23 protein-coding genes and 1 pseudogene are annotated in these 17508 nt (G+C 69.3%); 11 read left to right on the forward strand and 13 right to left on the reverse strand.

The window, feature by feature from the left end; genetic code table 11:
• The 3 genes from D0C15_RS07060 to D0C15_RS07070 all read right to left on the reverse strand — a co-directional run.
• On the reverse strand, positions 1-266 hold a 266-nt coding region (locus D0C15_RS07060; RefSeq protein ID WP_211323115.1), incomplete at its 3' end, for an acyl-CoA dehydrogenase family protein.
• A gap of 136 nt (positions 267-402) precedes the next feature.
• A complete protein-coding gene (gene folP / locus D0C15_RS07065) occupies positions 403-1215 on the reverse strand; it encodes a dihydropteroate synthase (RefSeq protein WP_245975630.1) in 813 nt (270 codons plus the stop codon).
• A gap of 135 nt (positions 1216-1350) precedes the next feature.
• Entirely contained in the window at positions 1351-2160 is an 810-nt protein-coding gene (locus D0C15_RS07070) for a class I SAM-dependent methyltransferase (RefSeq protein WP_162829931.1), read from the reverse strand.
• A gap of 221 nt (positions 2161-2381) precedes the next feature.
• On the opposite strand from D0C15_RS07070, the gene D0C15_RS07075 reads away from it, so the two are divergent.
• A complete protein-coding gene (locus D0C15_RS07075) occupies positions 2382-3581 on the forward strand; it encodes an HNH endonuclease signature motif containing protein (protein ID WP_245975616.1) in 1200 nt (399 codons plus the stop codon).
• Here D0C15_RS07075 and D0C15_RS07080 read toward each other — a convergent pair.
• A complete protein-coding gene (locus D0C15_RS07080; protein ID WP_116041862.1) occupies positions 3574-4749 on the reverse strand; it encodes a 4-hydroxybenzoate 3-monooxygenase in 1176 nt (391 codons plus the stop codon). The two genes, D0C15_RS07075 and D0C15_RS07080, sit on opposite strands and share 8 nt — an antisense overlap.
• A gap of 126 nt (positions 4750-4875) precedes the next feature.
• Between D0C15_RS07080 and D0C15_RS07085 the strand changes: the two genes are divergently transcribed.
• Positions 4876-5697 carry an IclR family transcriptional regulator gene (locus tag D0C15_RS07085; protein WP_116042314.1) on the forward strand — a complete coding sequence of 274 codons (822 nt, stop codon included), beginning with the start codon at positions 4876-4878 and terminating at the stop codon, positions 5695-5697.
• 122 nt (positions 5698-5819) lie between these two features.
• Here the strand turns inward: D0C15_RS07085 and D0C15_RS07090 are convergent.
• From D0C15_RS07090 to D0C15_RS07100, 3 genes and pseudogenes are all read right to left on the reverse strand, one after another.
• Positions 5820-5978 (reverse strand): annotated as a pseudogene (locus tag D0C15_RS07090) (helix-turn-helix domain-containing protein); the annotation flags it as partial.
• Positions 5979-6028: 50 nt separating this feature from the next.
• A complete protein-coding gene (locus D0C15_RS07095; protein WP_116041863.1) occupies positions 6029-6490 on the reverse strand; it encodes an RsbRD N-terminal domain-containing protein in 462 nt (153 codons plus the stop codon).
• 24 nt (positions 6491-6514) lie between these two features.
• A complete protein-coding gene (locus D0C15_RS07100; RefSeq protein WP_116041864.1) occupies positions 6515-7705 on the reverse strand; it encodes a zinc-dependent alcohol dehydrogenase in 1191 nt (396 codons plus the stop codon).
• 118 nt (positions 7706-7823) lie between these two features.
• Between D0C15_RS07100 and D0C15_RS07105 the strand changes: the two genes are divergently transcribed.
• From D0C15_RS07105 to D0C15_RS07135, 7 genes are all read left to right on the forward strand, one after another.
• On the forward strand, positions 7824-8009 hold the full coding sequence (locus tag D0C15_RS07105; RefSeq protein WP_116041865.1) for a hypothetical protein: 186 nt from the start codon (positions 7824-7826) through the stop codon (positions 8007-8009).
• A 107-nt stretch (positions 8010-8116) separates the two neighbouring features.
• A complete protein-coding gene (locus D0C15_RS07110) occupies positions 8117-9082 on the forward strand; it encodes a phytoene/squalene synthase family protein (RefSeq protein WP_116042318.1) in 966 nt (321 codons plus the stop codon).
• Positions 9079-9654, forward strand: a complete 576-nt coding sequence (idi, locus tag D0C15_RS07115) for an isopentenyl-diphosphate Delta-isomerase (protein ID WP_245975617.1) — start codon at positions 9079-9081, stop codon at positions 9652-9654. Before D0C15_RS07110 ends, idi begins: the two co-directional genes overlap by 4 nt.
• A 1-nt stretch (position 9655) precedes the next feature.
• Positions 9656-9997 carry a lycopene cyclase domain-containing protein gene (locus D0C15_RS07120; RefSeq protein ID WP_116041866.1) on the forward strand — a complete coding sequence of 114 codons (342 nt, stop codon included), beginning with the start codon at positions 9656-9658 and terminating at the stop codon, positions 9995-9997.
• A complete protein-coding gene (locus tag D0C15_RS07125) occupies positions 9994-10317 on the forward strand; it encodes a lycopene cyclase domain-containing protein (RefSeq protein ID WP_116041867.1) in 324 nt (107 codons plus the stop codon). The genes D0C15_RS07120 and D0C15_RS07125 overlap by 4 nt, the downstream gene beginning before the upstream one ends.
• The gene (locus tag D0C15_RS07130; RefSeq protein WP_116041868.1) at positions 10314-11048 is read left to right on the forward strand and encodes a class I SAM-dependent methyltransferase; all 735 of its coding nucleotides are present in this window, start codon (positions 10314-10316) and stop codon (positions 11046-11048) included. The genes D0C15_RS07125 and D0C15_RS07130 overlap by 4 nt, the downstream gene beginning before the upstream one ends.
• On the forward strand, positions 11045-12595 hold the full coding sequence (locus tag D0C15_RS07135; protein WP_116042323.1) for an FAD-dependent oxidoreductase: 1551 nt from the start codon (positions 11045-11047) through the stop codon (positions 12593-12595). Before D0C15_RS07130 ends, D0C15_RS07135 begins: the two co-directional genes overlap by 4 nt.
• On the opposite strand, the gene D0C15_RS07140 is transcribed toward D0C15_RS07135, so the two are convergent.
• From D0C15_RS07140 to D0C15_RS07160, 5 genes are all read right to left on the reverse strand, one after another.
• On the reverse strand, positions 12568-13584 hold the full coding sequence (locus tag D0C15_RS07140; RefSeq protein WP_116041869.1) for a Rieske (2Fe-2S) protein: 1017 nt from the start codon (positions 13582-13584) through the stop codon (positions 12568-12570). The two genes, D0C15_RS07135 and D0C15_RS07140, sit on opposite strands and share 28 nt — an antisense overlap.
• 85 nt (positions 13585-13669) lie before the next feature.
• On the reverse strand, positions 13670-14008 hold the full coding sequence (locus tag D0C15_RS07145) for a DUF3140 domain-containing protein (RefSeq protein WP_116041870.1): 339 nt from the start codon (positions 14006-14008) through the stop codon (positions 13670-13672).
• A gap of 40 nt (positions 14009-14048) precedes the next feature.
• Positions 14049-14354 carry a DUF3618 domain-containing protein gene (locus D0C15_RS07150; RefSeq protein ID WP_116041871.1) on the reverse strand — a complete coding sequence of 102 codons (306 nt, stop codon included), beginning with the start codon at positions 14352-14354 and terminating at the stop codon, positions 14049-14051.
• Positions 14351-14854 carry a phage holin family protein gene (locus tag D0C15_RS07155; RefSeq protein ID WP_281270667.1) on the reverse strand — a complete coding sequence of 168 codons (504 nt, stop codon included), beginning with the start codon at positions 14852-14854 and terminating at the stop codon, positions 14351-14353. The genes D0C15_RS07150 and D0C15_RS07155 overlap by 4 nt, the downstream gene beginning before the upstream one ends.
• A gap of 84 nt (positions 14855-14938) precedes the next feature.
• Complete coding sequence (locus D0C15_RS07160; RefSeq protein WP_116041872.1) at positions 14939-15424, reverse strand: hypothetical protein; 486 nt, start codon at positions 15422-15424, stop codon at positions 14939-14941.
• Between the two features lie 219 nt (positions 15425-15643).
• Here D0C15_RS07160 and D0C15_RS07165 point away from each other — a divergent pair, with 219 nt between their 5' ends.
• A complete protein-coding gene (locus tag D0C15_RS07165; RefSeq protein WP_116041875.1) occupies positions 15644-15844 on the forward strand; it encodes a hypothetical protein in 201 nt (66 codons plus the stop codon).
• 36 nt (positions 15845-15880) lie between these two features.
• Here D0C15_RS07165 and D0C15_RS07170 read toward each other — a convergent pair whose 3' ends face one another.
• The gene (locus D0C15_RS07170) at positions 15881-16819 is read right to left on the reverse strand and encodes an SCO6745 family protein (protein WP_211323109.1); all 939 of its coding nucleotides are present in this window, start codon (positions 16817-16819) and stop codon (positions 15881-15883) included.
• Positions 16820-16916: 97 nt separating this feature from the next.
• Here D0C15_RS07170 and D0C15_RS07175 point away from each other — a divergent pair, with 97 nt between their 5' ends.
• Positions 16917-17498, forward strand: a complete 582-nt coding sequence (locus D0C15_RS07175) for a TetR/AcrR family transcriptional regulator (RefSeq protein WP_245975619.1) — start codon at positions 16917-16919, stop codon at positions 17496-17498.
• Positions 17499-17508: the final 10 nt, after the last annotated feature.

Below are 17508 nucleotides of genomic sequence, written 5' to 3' on the forward strand. Positions count from 1 at the left end.
TTCACCGCAGGAATCAACGACGCCGACGCATCAACCCGCGCGACCTCCTCAATCACAATGCACGCCGACACCGCATCCGCACCCTGCCCCGAAAACTCCTCCGGAACATGCACCGCATTGAAACCGGAGGCGTTGAGCGCGGTCAGGGCTTCCTCTGGGAAGCGGGAGTTCTCGTCGACCTCCGCCGCGTACGGCGCGATCTCCTTCTCCGCGAGCGAACGCACGGCAGCCCGCAGCTCCTCGTGCTCCTCAGCAAGCTGGTACAGCGGAAAACCTTCGCTCACGTCCTCGTGACCCTTCGTCTGCGGCTGCCGCACGGATCCGTGCGGGGTGACGCGCGCGAGTTTAGTTGGTGTTCCTACTGTTGGACGACCTATGGAGTGCGATTCCGGTCTCAGCGAGCTACGCGAGCCCGCGAACCACTCGTGCCGGTGGCCGTTGCCCCTGTATCGAAGCCACCATCTCCACGACCTGGCGCGTTCTGCGCACCTCGTGCACCCGGAAGACCCGCACCCCGTCGGCCGCGGCCAGTGCGGTCGCCGCGAGGGTGCCATCCACCCGTTCGTGCAGGTCGACGTCGAGCGTCTCACCGACGAAGTCCTTGTTCGACAGCGCCATGAGCACCGGCCAGCCGGTGGCGACCAGGCGATCGGTATGGCGCAGCAGTGCCAGCCCGTGCCAGGTGTTCTTGCCGAAGTCGTGGGTCGGGTCGAGCAGTACACCGTCGCGCGGGACGCCACGGGCCACCACCGACTCCGCCAGTTCGGTCGTCTCCCGCAGCACGGACTCGACAACGTCGGAATAGTGCACGCGGAACGGTCTGGTTCGCGGGACCGCACTACCGGTGTGCGAGCACACATAGCCAGCGCCGAACTCCGCCGCGGCGTCCGCCAGCCGGGGGTCGGCACCGGCCCAGGTGTCGTTGAGCAGGTCCGCACCCGCTCTGCAGGCCAGCCGCCCCACCTCGTACCGCCAGGTGTCGACACTGATGACCAGGCCGGGATGGCGGTCACGAATGGCGGCGACGAACGGAACGACCCTGCGCGTCTCCTCCTCTACGTCGACTTCCGCCCCTGGACCTGCCTTCACACCGCCGACATCCACGATGTCCGCACCATCGGCGACCGCCTGGTCGACGGCCACCATGGCCTTGTCGTCACTGAACGTCGCACCCCGGTCGTAGAAGGAGTCCGGCGTGCGGTTGATGATCGCCATCACCAGCGCGCGGTCCCTGCGCACGGTCTTGTCGCGGAACACCAGCTCGTTCGACACTGCCCACTCCCCTGGATCGCCCATCGGCCGCCGGGCTCGACCACCCGCACTCCACACTAGGACGGCCACGGGGAGGGGCTACTCGCGGAGGCCGACTCCGACCAGGGTGCCGAAGTCCACCGACTCGATCTCACGCTGCCCCAGCAGGTCGAGAAGCTCGGTGCGGACAGCCTCGACCTCGGCCTCCGTCAAACCCGACAGCGCACCTCGGAACCCACTGCCCAGGACCAGGTCCCACGCGAAACCGGAATCCAGCCGTACCCGTCGCTCGACCTCGGCGACCCGCACCTCGCCCGCACCTAGGTCACGCAGCCAGGCCTCGAGCCCGGGTTCGGTGTTTATCCGCTCGATCGGCCCCGGCGGCCCCTTCCGATCGGCGTGCTCGGGCCGGAACCGGCTGATCACCTCGTAGTAGGACCTGGCGAACTCCTCGATCGCCCCCTTCCGCCACACGGAAACGGCGAATCGGCCACCCTCGCGCAACATCGCGAACAGCCGCGCGCACTGCTCGTCCATCTCCGGCAGGAAGAACACCCCGAACGCGCTCTGCACCAGGTCGTACCCGGCTTCCGGCGCCTGCCACTGCGTCACGTCCGCCCGCACGAACCGGACGTTGTCGAGTCCCTGCCGAACCGCGGTCTCCCGCCCCTCCGCCAGCAAGCCCTCCGACAGGTCGACCGCGTCCACCCGGCCTTCCGCTCCTACCCGCGCACCGGTGGCGATCGCCGAAGCCCCCGCCCCGCAGCAGACGTCCAGCACTCGCTCGCCACGCTTCGGCCCGGCCTCGTCGACCATCGCCTCACTCAGCGGATTCCACACCAGCGGCGAGATTCTCGCGAACTCCGCACGGGCGGCGGTGAACACCGCGCCCAGCTCCTCTGCCCCCATAAGTCCTCCCTTTAGCCTAGGCCGCCACCCTAGATGAAAACCGTATTCACGTCGATGCGCTGGCACCCGAGTTTGCAGTTTCAGGGCGTGAGTTTGCAGATTCGGGGCCGGAGTTTGCAGATTCGGGGGCCGAGTTTGCAGATTCGGGCTCGCCTGCGGCACGCCAGGGAACGGGACCGCCGTGCCCAGGTTTTGTCGGACCCCGGCGATATCCTCGAGGGGTGACTGGTTCAGGGGGAAACGTGGCGGTGCCGGGCCTGTCCCGGCGAAGATCGATACTCGTCGCGCGGCTACAGTCGATCGAGCGGACACGGTCCAAAATGGAGGCCCGGCAACTGTCCGACATCGCCGAACTGGCCTCGACATCTCCGGGGGCAACTCGGGATGTCGCTCAAGAAGTCGCGCTGGCATTGTCGATCACGCCGCATGCGGCGGAGCGGATGGTGTCGCTCGCGGTGGCGTTGACGACCCGACTGCCGCACACCCTGGCGGCGATGCGGGCCGGGATGCTGGACGGGTACAAGGCGTCGAAGATCGCCGACGTCACCGGATCCCTGTCCGATGATCTGGCGCGGATCGCCGATGAGCGACTCTCGCAACGGTTGGCGGGCAAGGATCCGACGCAGTTACGTCGGGCGGCGCACCATGTTGTCGCCACCGTCGACCCCGACGGCTACGCCAAACGCGTCGCGCGGCGCCGGGAGGAACGCTCGCTGCAACTAGTGCAACAGGGTGAGGGCATGGCCACCCTGATCGCCGACCTGCCCGCCGAAATAGCCACCTCGATCTACACCCGTATCGACCGCGACGCCCGCAGGCTCCGCCACGCCGGAGCCACCGACACCCTCGACCAACTCCGCGCCGACCTCTTCGCCAAGCTGTGCCTGCGCGACGGCACCGGCACCGGGGCACCGCGGGCGGAGGTGTTCATCTACGTCGCCGCCACCACCCTCCTCGAACTGGACGACGAACCCGCCGACATGACCGGACACGGATTCATCCCGGCATGGCTCGCCCGCCAGATCGCCACCGGACCCAACACCACCTGGCGGCGCATCCTCACCGACCCCATCACCGGCCACCCCATCGACCTCGGCCGCACCCGCTACCGCCCCACCGCAGCCCTCGACGAATACGTGCGCATCCGCGACCGCGAATGCCGCGCACCCGGCTGCTACCGACCCTCACAGTCCTGCGAACTCGACCACAGCCTCGACTGGCACAAACACGGCACCACCACCGAACAACGCCTCATCAGCCTCTGCAAAACCCACCACCGCCTCAAAGACCGGCCCGGCTGGAACTACACCGTCAACCCCACCGACAACACCCTCACCATCACCACCCCCACCGGCCAACACCACACCACCCGACCACCCCGCCTCCACAAACCCCGCCGGCCGAGGCCCGACGTCAGCTGAACGGCAGTCCCACATAGTTCTCGGCCAGACTCGTCGCCGCAGCGGTGCTGCTTGCCGTGTACCGCAGTTGCGACAGTTGCAGCTGCCGCTGGAACTCGTCGGCGGCCGGGTCAAGGTGCAACATCGACGTCATGAACCAGGAAAAGTGCTCCGCGCGCCAGACCCTGCGCAGCGCGGTGTCCGAATAGGACTCCACCAGCTCGCTCCGCTTGTCCTTCAACAGCGCGGTGAACGCCTCGGCGAGCAACTTCACGTCGGCGATCGCCAGGTTCATCCCCTTCGCCCCGGTCGGCGGCACGATATGGGCGGCGTCGCCCGCCAGGAACAGCCGGCCGTGCCGCATCGGCGATGCGACGAAGCTGCGCATCGGAGTGACGCTCTTCTCCAGCAACGGTCCCTCGTTGACCCGTTCACCGCCGTCGATCGCCATGCGTGCGTGCAACTCCGCCCAGATCCGGTCGTCCGGCCACTCCGCGAGGTCGGTGTCCGGGTCGACCTGCAGATAGAGCCTGGTGATCTCCGGCGATCGCATGCTGTACAGCGTGAAACCCCGCTCGCTGCGGGTGTACACCAGCTCGTCGCGCACCGGCGCGGCCTTCGCCAGGATCCCGAGCCAGGCGAACGGGTACACGTGCTCGTGCCCGGTCAGCACAGTGCCCGGGATCGAGGGCCTGCTGATCCCGTGGAATCCGTCGCATCCGGCGATCACATCGCAGGTCAGCTCCCGCGCCACTCCGTCGGCATCGGTGTAGGTCACCCTCGGACGATCCGATTCCACGTCGTGCACCGCGGTGTCGCTGACGTCGAACCGCAGCTCGCCGCCGTCGCGCATCCTCGCCGCGATCAGGTCCTTCACCACCTCCTGCTGGCCGTACACCGTGATCGACCTGCCCAGCAGGTCGTCGAATCCGATGCGATGGTCGGCGCCGTCGAACCGAAGCGAGATGCCGTGGTGCACCAGGCCTTCGCGGTCCATCCGCTCCCCGAGGCCGGCCTCGCGCAGCAGCTCGGTGGTCGGATACTCCAGCACGCCGGCACGCACCCGCTTCTCCACGTACTCCCGGCTGCGCGTTTCCAGCACCACGGACTCGATTCCCCGCAGGTGCAGCAGGTGGGACAACAACAGCCCGGCAGGTCCGGCACCGATAATCGCGACCTGGGTACGCACGAGTGAACCTCCACGAAGACGTCTGCGGCTTGCTGCGCCTCATCCTGGAAGGCACACTCCCTACCGCGACACCCGACTTCCGCTCACCGGAAGACCCGTTGAGCCGACCACCCGGAGGTGGGCGAGCTGTCCCGCCCCGTACGAACTCCCCCGACCAGTGTCGGCGCCAGGCTGCTGGGCATCCTGGACGTCTTTTCCGCGGACACCCCGTTGCTCACCCTGTCCGACATCAGCAGGCGCACCGGCCTCGCGCTGACCACCACCCACCGGCTCGTCGGCGAGCTCACCGGCTGGGGCGCGCTCGAACGTGACGCCGAAGGCCGCTACCGGATCGGGCTGCGGCTCTGGGAGATCGGCTCGCTGGCCCCGCGCAGCGTGAACATCCGTGACAGTGCGCTGCCGTTCGTCGAGGACCTCTACTCCGCCACCCATCAGCACGCCCAGCTCGCGGTGCTCGACGGACACGAGGTGGTCTACCTCGAACGGATCTCCGGACGGGACGCGGTCAAGGTCAGCTCCCGCATCGGCGGCCGCCTGCCGCTGCACGCCACCGGCGTCGGGCTAGTGCTGCTGGCCCACGCCGACCCACTGTTGCAGGAGGAGGTGCTGCACGGGCCGCTCACCCGTTACAGCCCGAAGACCATCGCCGAGCCCGAACAACTACGCGTGACGCTGGCCGCCGTTCGCCGGGACGGCTTCGCGGTCAGTGACGGGCAGATCGAGCCGCACGTCCTGTCCGTCGCCGCCCCCGTGCACGGCGCGCACGACGAGGTGGTCGCCGCCGTTTCCGTCGTGGTTCCCGCCGATGGCGCCGAACCTCGGCTGCTCATTCCCGTCGTCCGCGCCGCGGCCAGAGGCATTTCACGGGGCCTCGGCGCACCGAGCGCGCGGCACCTGCCCCGGTCCGTGCGCCGTGAGCGGCACGCACCGGGCCAGGCGGCCGGCTAGATCAGGGCGTGTTCACCCCCAGCGTGTAAGCACCGGAACCGCTGTAGGCGTGCACCTGGTAGCGGTAGTAACCGGAGGTGCCGTTGTGGTTCACGGTCTCGTCCGGTCCCGGGCTGGTCGCGGTCCCGCTCGAACAACGCGCCGCCCAGCGCCCGTTCGATCCGGTGCAACTGCGCCGAGAGAGCGGGCTGGGCCAGACCGAGCCGACCGGCCGCCTTGGTGACGCTGCCGGTATCCGCGACCGCGCAGATCACCCTGAGGTGCCGCAGCTCGAGGTCCATGTGCCGAAGCTATGCCCGGACGGGCCTCAGTGGTACCTCCGAGTAGCCCGCTACTTCGGTTCCTTCCGGCCGGACCACCGCTGTTCGTATCCCGCCGCGACCGCGGGGACCACGGCTTGCAGGTACCGGATCAGGTGGTCCTGGGCGGTGACGATCCACGCCAGATCCTGGGTGCCCATATCCGCGACCGCGGCTTCCCAGGCCACCCTCGCACCGAGGTGGTACGCGGCGATCACCGCTTCGAGCGGGATGCCTTTCTCCTCCCGCAGGGCCGCCGACCCGCGGATCTCGGCAATCTCGGCCGCGTCCGGCAACCTGCCCTCGCGGAAGCCGCGCACGAAGAAGCGCAGGTTCTGCTCAGCCACCCTGCGGATGTCCGCTGCGGCGCCACCAGCCGTATCCGCTGAAAGCCTGCTGTAGAGCGGCAGTTCCGCCACCAGGCGGTCGGCGACCTCGCCTGCCATATCCGGCAGGCGTTCCAGCAGCGCCTCGTACAGGGCGGCATCGATCACCGCCGCAGTATGGCACCGGCCTGTTCAGGCCTGGGGCTGCAGCACCACCTTGATCGCGCCGTCCCGCTTTTGCTGGAACATCTCGTACCCGCGCGGGGCCTCTTCCAGCGGGAGCCGGTGGGTGGCCAGGTCCTCGACACCCAGCGGATCCTCCGAGCCGGTGAGCAGGGGCAGCACGTCATCGACCCAGTTTCGGACGTTCGCCTGGCCCATGCGCAACTGGATCTGCTTGTCAAACAGATCCATCATCGGCATCGGATCGAGCTTGCCGCCGTACACGCCACTCAACGAGATCGTCCCGCCCCTGCGGACCGAGTCGATCGCGTGGTACAGCACGCTCATCCGGTCGATGGCCGCGTGCTTGGTGACGGTTTCGGCGATCACGCCGGGCAGCAGGTTCACGAGCTGGTGCGCCAGCTTGCCAACCGGCGCTCCATGCGCCTCCATCCCGACGGCGTCGATCACCGAATCCGCGCCACGTCCCCCGGTCAGCTCCCGGATGGAACCGGCGATGTCCTTGTGTTCCCGGATGTCGAGGGTGACCGCGCCGTAGCGCTCGGCGAGGATGAGTCGTTCCGCGACGAGATCGACACCGATCACCGTGTCAACGCCCCGGTGCCGCGCCACCCGGCAGCACATCTGCCCGATCGGGCCGAGCCCGAACACCACGACACTGCCGCCCTTCGGAATGCCCGCGTACTCGACCGCCTGCCAGGCGGTCGGCACAACGTCCGAGAGATAGAGGAAACGCTCGTCCGGCGGCCCTTCTGGAACCTTGATCGGCCCGTACTGCGCCTGCGGCACCCGCAGGTACTCGGCCTGTCCGCCGGGCACCTGGCCGTAGAGCTTGGTGTAGCCGAACAAGGCCGCGCCCTTGCCCTGGTCGCGGACCTGGGTGGTCTCACACTGTGATTGAAGGCCGGAGTTGCACATGTAGCAGTGGCCGCAGGAGATGTTGAACGGCACCACCACGCGGTCGCCCGGTTTCAGGTCGCCCGCGTCCTTGCCGACCTCCTCCACGACACCCATCGGCTCGTGACCGAGGATGTCGCCCGTTTCGAGGAACGGGCCGAGCACGTCGTAGAGGTGCAGGTCGGATCCGCAGATCGCGGTGGACGTCACCTTGATGATCGCGTCGGTGGACTCCGAAATCCGCGGATCGTCGACGGTGTCGACCCGGACGTCTCGTTTGCCGTGCCAGGTGACGGCCCTCATCAGCTGCTCCCTTCGATGTGGTTCTCCCGTGCCCGGATACCCCGGCCGCGGCGGCCCAACCGGGTTTCCACCGGCGCCTACCGGGTATGCCGCCCGGCACGAGGCACAGGAGGTGACGATGCACCGCGAGAGTGATCAGCACAGTCCGCGCGAGGACGACGAGCTCAAGGCAGAGATGCAGGGGATGCTCCAGGGCAACCGGCCGAGCAGGGCGCAGGAGTGGCGGGATCCGGAACCGCCCGCGGACGACGACGCGGCGGTACCGCCGTTCGACGAGGCGCCGGAACGCGACACCCCGCAGTGAGGCAGCGGCCCGGCGACGACCGGCCGTGTCCGGCGCGGCGATTCGTGCCGCGTCACTTCGGTGTGTCCTGGGTACCAAGGGTGCATGTGCTACACATCGAGGTTGCGATGACCGGTGCCGAACTCGACGCCGCGGGAATCACCGAACCGCGACTGCGTCACTCCTACCTGCGGTGCCGGAGTCTGCACGCCAAGCACGGCCGCACCTACTTCCTCGCGACGCGGCTGCTCTACCCGGCGCAGCGGCCCGCGATACACGCGCTCTACGGTTTCGCCAGATGGGCCGACGACATCGTCGACGAACCGGATTCCGCCGGAGACCCCGAGCAGATCGCGGCCCGCCTCGATGAGGTGGGCCGCGCATTGTTCGACGGGCTCCGTCGCGGGGACAGCGACGATCCGGTACTCGCAGCGGTCGTGCACACCGCGCGCCGATACGACATCCCCGATCGGCTGTTCACCGCGTTCCTGCGATCGATGCGGATGGACCTCACCACCACCGGCTACCGCGATCGAGCCGCGTTGAACGAGTACGTGCACGGCTCGGCGGAGGTCATCGGCCTGCAGGTACTGCCCGTGCTCGGTACGGTGACGTCTCATGATGAGGCGAGAGGTCCAGCCGCCGCACTCGGTATGGCGTTCCAATTGACCAACTTCCTGCGCGATGTCGCCGAGGACCTCGACCGCGGCCGGGTATATCTGCCTGAGGACGAACTGGCCGCCTTCGGCGTCGACCGGGAGTTGCTGCGGTGGTGCAAACAGCGCGGGCGCACCGACCCGCGAGTGCGCAGGGCGCTGGCCGACCAGATCGCCACGACCCGCGCCGTCTATCGCAGGGCGCGCCCAGGTGTCGCGATGTTGCATCCGGTTTCCCGGCCGTGTGTGGCCACCGCGATGACGCTGTACTCGGAGATCCTGGACCTGATCGAGCAGAACCAGCACGATGTGTTCACCAGGCGCGCCAAGGTGGGCACGGCCAGGCGGCTGACCGTGGCGAGTGGCGCGCTCGCGCGAGCGGCGCTGGCCAGAGCCACCCGGCGCGCTCCCGTCGCAGGAATCGGAGGCCATGCGTGAACCAGGGGCAGATCGAGGAACAGGTGGTGCTGCTGGACGAGTCCGGTCAGCCGGCCGGCACGGCCCCCAAACGCACCGTGCACCACACCGACACCCCACTGCACCTGGCCTTCTCGTGTTACCTGTTCGACCAGGCAGGCCGCCTGCTCGTCACGCGGAGGGCGCTGACGAAACGGACCTGGCCCGGCGTCTGGACCAACTCCTGCTGCGGCCACCCCGGTCCCGGTGAGGCCGTCACGGACGCGGTGCGGCGCAGGGTGCACCAGGAACTCGGCGTCGAGGTGAGCGATGTCCGGTGTGTGCTGCCGGAGTTCCGCTACCGCGCGACGGCGGCCGACGGCACGGTGGAGAACGAGGTGTGCCCGGTGTACGTCGCGCGGGTGGCGGGCCCTCCCGCTCCCGCCGCCGAGGAGGTCGCTGAGTGGCGCTGGGTGTCCTGGCCCGCGTTCGCGGGGCTGGCCAGGGAGGCGCCATGGGTGATCAGCCCGTGGGCGGCCGAGCAGGCGGCCCAGTTGGACTCGCTCGACCTGACCGGCTCCGAGACATCCCCGCGGGGACCTGGACGCGGTTGAGATGGACCGGCTGCAGTACCTGCTCGTCATGGCCGCGTGTGTGCTGGTGACATTGCCACTGGAGATCGCGGGAGCCAGGGTCTACCGCAGGCCGATATGGCTGGCGAAGGCCATACTCCCGGCCGCCGCGGTGTTCCTGGTCTGGGACGCAATCGCGATCGCCGCCGAGGTGTGGGACTTCAACGCCAGGTACGTCACCGGGATCGTCCTGCCGTTCGGCATTCCGCTCGAGGAGCTGGTGTTCTTCCTCGTCGTCCCCCTCTGCGCACTACTGACCTACGAGACGGTGGACCGGATTCTCACCGAATCGCGCAAGCGTGGGCGGGAGCGTGAGCGGACATGATCGGCTACACGTTGCCCGCACTGGTCTCGGTGCCGGTCGTCGTCGCGATCGAGTTGGCGGTGCTGCGCACCGGACTGTTCCGCAGGCCCGCCTACTGGATCAGCTTGGCCATCGTGCTGGGTTTCCAGATACCGGTGGACGGCTGGCTCACCAAGCTCAGCGCCCCCATCGTCGTCTACGACCCCGCTCACAACAGCGGGCTGCGCTGGCCGTGGGACATCCCCGTCGAGGACTTCCTCTTCGGCTTCTCCCTGGTGACCCTGGTGCTCCTGCTGTGGGAGCGCCAACGGCAACGAGCACGAGAGGACGCGCAGGCGTGAAATCGACCGGACTCCCCCGCACCGCGGTACCCGGCGCCTTCGACGCGGCGGCGGCGGCCTACGACCGGTTGGTCGGCGCCAATCCTGGCTATCACGCGCACCTGCGCCTCTCCGCGCGCAGACTCCGCCTGCCGGACCAGGGCGCGGGTCTGCACCTGCTCGACGCAGGCTGTGGCACGGGCGCCTCCACGGCGGCCCTGCTCGCCGTGGCACCCCGGGCCAGGATCACCGCGATCGACGCGTCCGCCGAGATGCTCGCCGTGGCGCGGAGCAAGCCGTGGCCAGCCTCGGTCCGGTTCGTGCACACCAGGGTGGAGGACCTCGGCGACGCAGGCGTGTCCGGTCCGTTCGACGCGATCCTGGCCGCGTACCTGATCCGTAACCTGGCCGATCCGGACGCCCAGTTGCGGGAACTACGCGCCCTGCTTCGCCCGGGAGCCACCCTCGCCGTGCACGAGTACTCGGTGCGGGACTCCCTGGTCGCCATGGCGGTCTGGCACGCCGTCTGCTGGGGCGTGATCATTCCGGCCGGCCGGATGAGCACGGGCGACGCCACCCTCTACCGGCACCTGTGGCGCAGCGTCCTGGCGTTCGACGGGGTCCGCGACTTCGACCGAAGGCTGCACACGGCGGGATACACCGCCGTGCACACGGAGACGATGACCGGCTGGCAACGCGGGGTCGTCCACACGTTCCTGGCCACCGCGCCGTCGCCGGGGTGGTCGGCGTGACCGACCGCAAGCGGGTTCGGCACCTGGCTCCGGCAGGTCACGCCGACGCGGGCGCGCTCGACCGGCGGCCGGTCGTCGCCGTCGTCGGGGGCGGCATCGCCGGCCTCAGTGCCGCCACGGCGCTGGCCGAACGCGGGGTGCGGGTACGGCTGAGCGAACGGGAGCCCTATCTCGGGGGCCGGGTCGGCGGCTGGCGGGCAGAGCTGCCCGGTGGCGAGCCGGTCACCATGAGCCGCGGCTTCCACGCGTTCTTCCGGCAGTACTACAACCTGCGGTCACTGCTGCGTCGCACGGACCCAGATCTCCGGCGAATGGTGGCACTGGACGACTATCCGCTGCTGGACGCCGAGGGCAGGCGCGACACCTTCCGCGGGCTTCCGCGCAGACCGCCCTGGAACGCGTTGGCGTTCGCCCTGCGCAGTCCCACCTTCGATATGCGGGACCTGACCGGACTGGACGCGGGCGCGGCCCTGCCGCTCGCGTCGGTGCGCGTTCCCGAGACCTACCGTCTGCTCGACGGTATCGACGCCGAGTCCTTCCTGCGTCGCATCAACTTTCCCGAAGCGGCGCGGCATCTGGCGTTCGAGGTGTTCTCCCGCAGCTTCTTCGCGCCACCGGTCGAGATGTCCGCGGCAGAACTGGCCACGATGTTCCACATCTACTTCCTCGGCTCCAGTGAGGGCCTGATCTTCGATGTCCCAGCGGACACGTTCCCGGCGAGCCTGTGGTCGCCGCTGGGCGACCACCTCGGGGCACGCGGCGTGGACATCCGAACAGGGACAGCGGTGCGCATGGTCGAACCGCTTTCCGACGGCCGGTTCCGCGTACACGACGACCGCGCAGGGTCCGAAATGGACATTGTGGACGGCGTGGTGCTCGCGGCCGATGTGCCGGGCCTGCGCGACATCGTCGCGGCGTCCCCCCGGCTGGGCACGGCCGGATGGCGTGCCGCGGTTGCCGGACTCCGGTCGGCGCCGCCGTTCCTGGTACGCAGACTGTGGCTGGACAAGCCGGTGGCACGGGACCGGCCCGCGTTTCTCGGCACCGGTGGGCATCCGCCTCTGGACAACATCAGCGTGCTCGACCGATACGAGGCGGAGGCCGCGCGCTGGGCGGCCCGCACCGGTGGTTCCGTGGTCGAACTGCACGCCTACGCGGTCACCGGCGACCGCGAGGACGTGTCGGCGGGCCTGCTCCGCAGGCTGCACGAGATCTACCCGGAGACCGCGGGCGCGCGGATTCTCGGTGACCTCGGCGAGTGGCGGGCGGACTGCCCGATGTTCGGTGTCGGCGACTTCGCGACACGGCCGAAGGTGCGCACCCCACAGGACGGGTTGGTGCTGGCCGGCGACGGCATCCGCATCGACCTGCCGGTCGCGCTGATGGAACGGGCGGCGACCACCGGCTGGCATGCCGCGAACTGCCTGCTCGCCCGTTGGGGCCTCGCGGGCCACGAGCTGTACACGGTCCCGACCTCCGGCAGGCTGGCTCCACTGCGGCGGCTGGCGAACCGGCGGGGCTATCGTCCGCTGCTGCGCAGCAGGTAGCGGCGCTCGGCGTAGGCGAGGTCGTCCCGCCAGAGCCGGGTGGCGGTCCACCGCATCGCCGGTCGCAGCGCGGGTGCCACCGCGCGTGCGACGGCGAAGCCGGGCCGCTCGGATCCGGCCACGGTCGCTTCGATCACCGCGGTCCTCGGGCGGCCGTCTCCGCCTTGCCCGAGCGGGGTCGCATGGGTCTCCACGACGCTGCCCGCACCCTCGCCCTCGAGGATCCGCATCACCACGGTCCTCGGGCCGGGGCAGGTGAACTCCGCCCGCACGGGAACGCCGAGGCCCCTGCCCACCCGGAACGTCACGTCGACGAGGAACCGGTCCCCGTCCTCGGTGACGTGGATGTCCCTCGGCGCCTCGACGACCCGGAGCCGGGTGAAGGAGTAGGGGTGGAACCAGGCACCGTGCCAGGGATCGAGCCGGTTTGCGACGACATCCTCGGGCTCGCACACACCCACCACGGTGGCCACCGCGTCGAGCGCTCGTTCCGCGGCAGGCCGCCGGGACACCACCGGCGCGTCCGACGGCTCCTCCTTGCCGAGACCGTCGAGCCGAACCCAGGCCAGCACGCCGTCGTCGTGACTGGGCAGCGGTTTCCACCCGTAACCACCCTCGGGGCCCAGGGTGAGCCCGTGCCAGCGGCAGACCAGAGCGCCGCACTCGACCTTCGCCTGCGCCATCGGGGCACCGAGGTGCGGGCAGGCGCCGGGGCCCACGAAGAGCGCGCCGTCCAGATCCCGCCATGCCACCAGTTCGATGCCACCGACATGCACGCCGAACGGCCGATCCGCGCGGATTTCCCTGCTCGCGGCGAACACGAACCAGTTTCCCGAAGGCCGTGCGAGCGCGCGTTTCGTGGCGGCCTCGATCACCGCTGGACTGGCGTCCCGGTAGGTCGGCTCCTGTTCTGTCCAGCGCTGCGCCCGTAGCGGCTGCAACGGCCATCTCCGTGGCCAGTGCCGAAGAAGGGAGTCACGCGCGGTCACGACAATGGACCTTACCGAGCCCGGCCCGCGCACGCCCGGCGAGAAGCCGCGCCCGCGAGGAGAAGGCGCGGCGTGATGTTCCGGTTCACGCGGGCTTCAGTGGGTCGTGGCCGAGGGTCATCAGCCGGTGCCGCCAGTTGGTCTGCCCCGCGGTCGGCTCCAGGTCGTCGCGCCGCTGAGCGTGTATCCGGTCCACGACCTTGCGCATCACGCGAACGTCGTCGTCATCGAGGTCGACCCTGCGTTTACGCAGGATGGCGAGGACGTGCCTGCCCGTCGGTGTACCCGCCTGGTCGGGCAGGGTCTCCTCGTCCGGCTCGGCGGATCTGGTGCGCAACCAGTCCTCCAGCTCCCTCGAGGTCATGTTCACCACGCGGTGGAACTCGTCCCACAGTTCCTCGTCCACCGAGCTTTCGGCTGCCATGTGCTCACCTCCGAACGTGGCTCAGCCGTGAATCCACCGATCAGTGCCGCTTCCTGCGCGCACCCTTGACGGCGAGCAACGAGAGCCCGATCGCCGCACCCGCGACCGGCAGCGGGTACTGCCGGACCACCGCGGCCGCCTGCTGCGCCCTTGCCGCGACCGGTTGCGGGACCTTCTCCCGCAGCTGCTCGGCACTCCGGCCGGTCTGCTCCCGCACCCTGGCGGGTACGTCGGCCTTGTGGCTGAGCTGCTCGACGGTCTCACCGAGCTCCTGCCGGGTCAGGTCCCGATCGGCCCTGGCCTGCTCGGCACTCTCCGGAAACTGCGACGTCGACTTCTCGCTCATCGGCGCGTGCCCTCCTTCACGGTCTCGACGTCCCGCTCGAGTCCGCTCATCGCCTCACGAGGCACCGGCGGGGTCGCCCGCTTGAGCTGGGCGCGGCCCACCAGTGCCAGCATGCTCGCCGCCGCCAGCAGTGCCGCACCCACGATCAGCGCGGACGCCCACGCCGGGAGTACCAGCGCGAGTGCGAGCACGACACAGGCGACGAGCGTCGCGCCACCGAGGAACGCGATCACTCCGGCCGCACCGGCGAGGCCGGCTCCGAGTCCCGCGCGCTTGCCCTTGCTGCGCATCTCCTCGCTGGCAAGCCGCATTTCGTCCCGGATCAGCCTGCTCACCTGATCGGACATGTCGGTGACCAACTGGGCGACCGTGCGATCCGCTTCCTCGGAGACGCCCCGAACCTCGGTCGACCGATGATGACTGGCCAGGGCGTGCGCGGAACCGCCCCTCGGCTGCCGGCCGTCACCGTCGTGGCGCATGCCCTCGGTCGTGTGAGTCATCGTGACCTCCTTGCTTGTGGGTCCGCCTTCGGCCTACCCGCTACCTGGCGGGTCCAATCGCGCTGCGGGGCACGAGTGGCTCGTTCAGAGCCTGTCCTCCCTGCGCTCGATCCCCGGGCTCACCTGGGGGTCACGCCCCTCCTGGCCGGGGACCGGAGCCACCACGGGGTCGTGGACCAACGAGTCCCGTGTCTGGTCGTGGTACGGCGGCGCGGCAGCCGCGCTCCTGCGGGCGTTGACCGTCTCGATCTCCCGGTTCTCGCGGATACGGGTGAGAACGGCGATGGTGATGGCATGCGCGAGCGCCAGCACGAGCAGCATCACACCGAGTTTGGCGACGACCGTCTGCACCGAGTTGCCACCGAAGTCCACGACCGACAGCAGCGCCAGCACACCGAGCACCACGAGGTGGAACAGCACGGTGACCAGCCGGTTCATCGAGGAACTGGCTCCCTGATCGCCGTAGGCGTCGCCGAGGTACCTGCGACCACTGCGGTAGATGATGAAGCCGTCGACCGCCACCAGAATCACGCCCACCACCAGGAACGTCATGAGTGAGTCGGTGTCCACTGGAGTCTCCTTCCGCAAGATGCGTACCTGCCGGGAGTACCCGGCTGGTGACAGACGGAAACGGTGCATCCGGGTGCGGCATGAGTGCGCGGTGTGAGTGACGGAGCGCATCCTGTGGAACTACCGGGGCAGTGTGATTCGTTGGCCCAATGGGTAGTCCTGGCGAAGAACGGACCTCACCAGGACAAGAGACAACACACTGCTGTTGGGGAGATTCACATGCGAACACGTGACCAGCACGCCACCCCGATCGCGCCGGCCAGCGACGAGCCAGGCCCGGAACAGCGTCATCGCGCGGTGCGCGCGGTGGCGTCGGCCGCGATGGACGCGCAGGACTGCGCGGATCTGCTCGCCGCGCTCGGCCTTTCGCCCGAGGAGGGAACTCGCCAGGTTCCGGCCCAACGAGCGTCCACGGGCTGAGGCGGCCCCACTCGGTCGACGACCGTGGCCCCCCGGCTACGGCAGGGGCGCACCGACCGGATTGGGGAACGGAATCGCACCGGGAATCAGCCTGCGGGCTATCGGGTTCAGGAGATCGGCCAGCAGCGTCAGTGATGCGTCGCTGACGGCGGCGTACGGCGCGGCGGCCAACTCGTCGGTGCGCCGCTCGATGTGTTCACGAAGCGCCACCCCTTTCGCGGTCAGCTCACCTGGACTGCCGAGCAGATCCCGGGACGCCAGGCGCTCGGCCGCGGCCGCCCACTCGTGGTCGGTCCAGCCCCGGCTCGGCTCGATGATCGCCCTGCTGCCGTCCTCGGCGTCGCGCAGCACGTGCGCCTGGAGTCCGTCGAGCCCTTCGGCGGCGAGAATCGCCACATGACCGTCCCCTCGGTGCTCCCTCAGGACGGTCGCGCCGTGCCACAGCGCGGCCAGCGGGTCGCTCGGCCATGGCAACGCCGCGTTGGCGGCTCCCAGTGGCCGCCCCGCCCAGTCCAGCTCTTCGACGATCCTGCGCAACACCGCGACCGCGGCACCGAGCAGGGGCTCGTCCCGGACACCGGGAAGGTGCGCCTCGAGCGCGGCGACCGCTCCCGCTGATCGTGCGAGCAGTGCCTTGGCCGGACTCGCCATCCGCCAGACCCCGGGCAGTGAGCGGGCCAGGAACGTGGGCGCGAAGTTGTAGAAGATCGCGGTGACCGGCGCGAGTCCGACGGGGCCAAGGGGTGCGGCTCGCATCGCTACGTAACCGCGCCAGAAGCCGCGCAGTCCCACCTGTTCATGCGCGCTACGGGCCTGTGGGGTGAAGTAGGTGACGTCGTGCACCGTCTCCAGCAGAATCCACAAACGCCTGGCCGTCGCGGCGAGGCCGGGGGACGTGCGCCGATGACCGGGTGGGTGCTGGACGCGGTCACCGGTGTCTCCATCCGTATCCCGCGTGGCTCGTTCGATCGGCACGACACACCCGCTTCCCGACGGCCCGGCCAGGACGACCGTCCTAGCGGATAACTATCACTAGGACGGTCGTCCTAGTCAAGCGGTTAGAATCGCCTTCGTGACCGGGACCGCCACTCGCGACAAAATGATCATCACCGCCCTGCGGCTGTTTCGCACCGAGGGTTACCCGGCCACGTCCTGGCGGCGACTCGTCGAGGAGGCCGGTACGCCGTGGGGCTCGGCATACCACCATTTCCCTGGCGGTAAGGAGGAGCTGGGAGTGGCGGCGGTCGAGCTCGGTTCCGCCGTCGTACGCCGAACCGTGCGGCGGGCGTTCGAACGCGAGGAGTCCCCGGCCGAAGCCGTGCGCTGGTGGTTCGGCAAGGCAGGACAGGTACTGGTCAGGGACGAGTTCCGCAGTGGCTGTCCGCTCGCGACGATCACCCTGGAGATGACCGGGCGATCGGCTGAGCTCACCGCCGCCTGCGAACGGGCGTTCGCCGACTGGCACGCACTGCTGGCCTCCCTGCTCGGCGAAAGCGGATATGCGGACGACGTGGCGGCCGAGCTGGCATTGTCGATCATGAACAGCATCGAGGGCGCGCTGCTGTTGAGCCGCGTACGCCGCTCGACCCAGCCACTGGAACTCGCCGCCGAGCACGTGCGGCTCCTGCTCGATGCCTACGGAAAGGCGAACTGACCGGCGAACC

Source organism: Amycolatopsis palatopharyngis (assembly GCF_003385185.1).
GTDB lineage: Bacteria > Actinomycetota > Actinomycetes > Mycobacteriales > Pseudonocardiaceae > Amycolatopsis > Amycolatopsis palatopharyngis.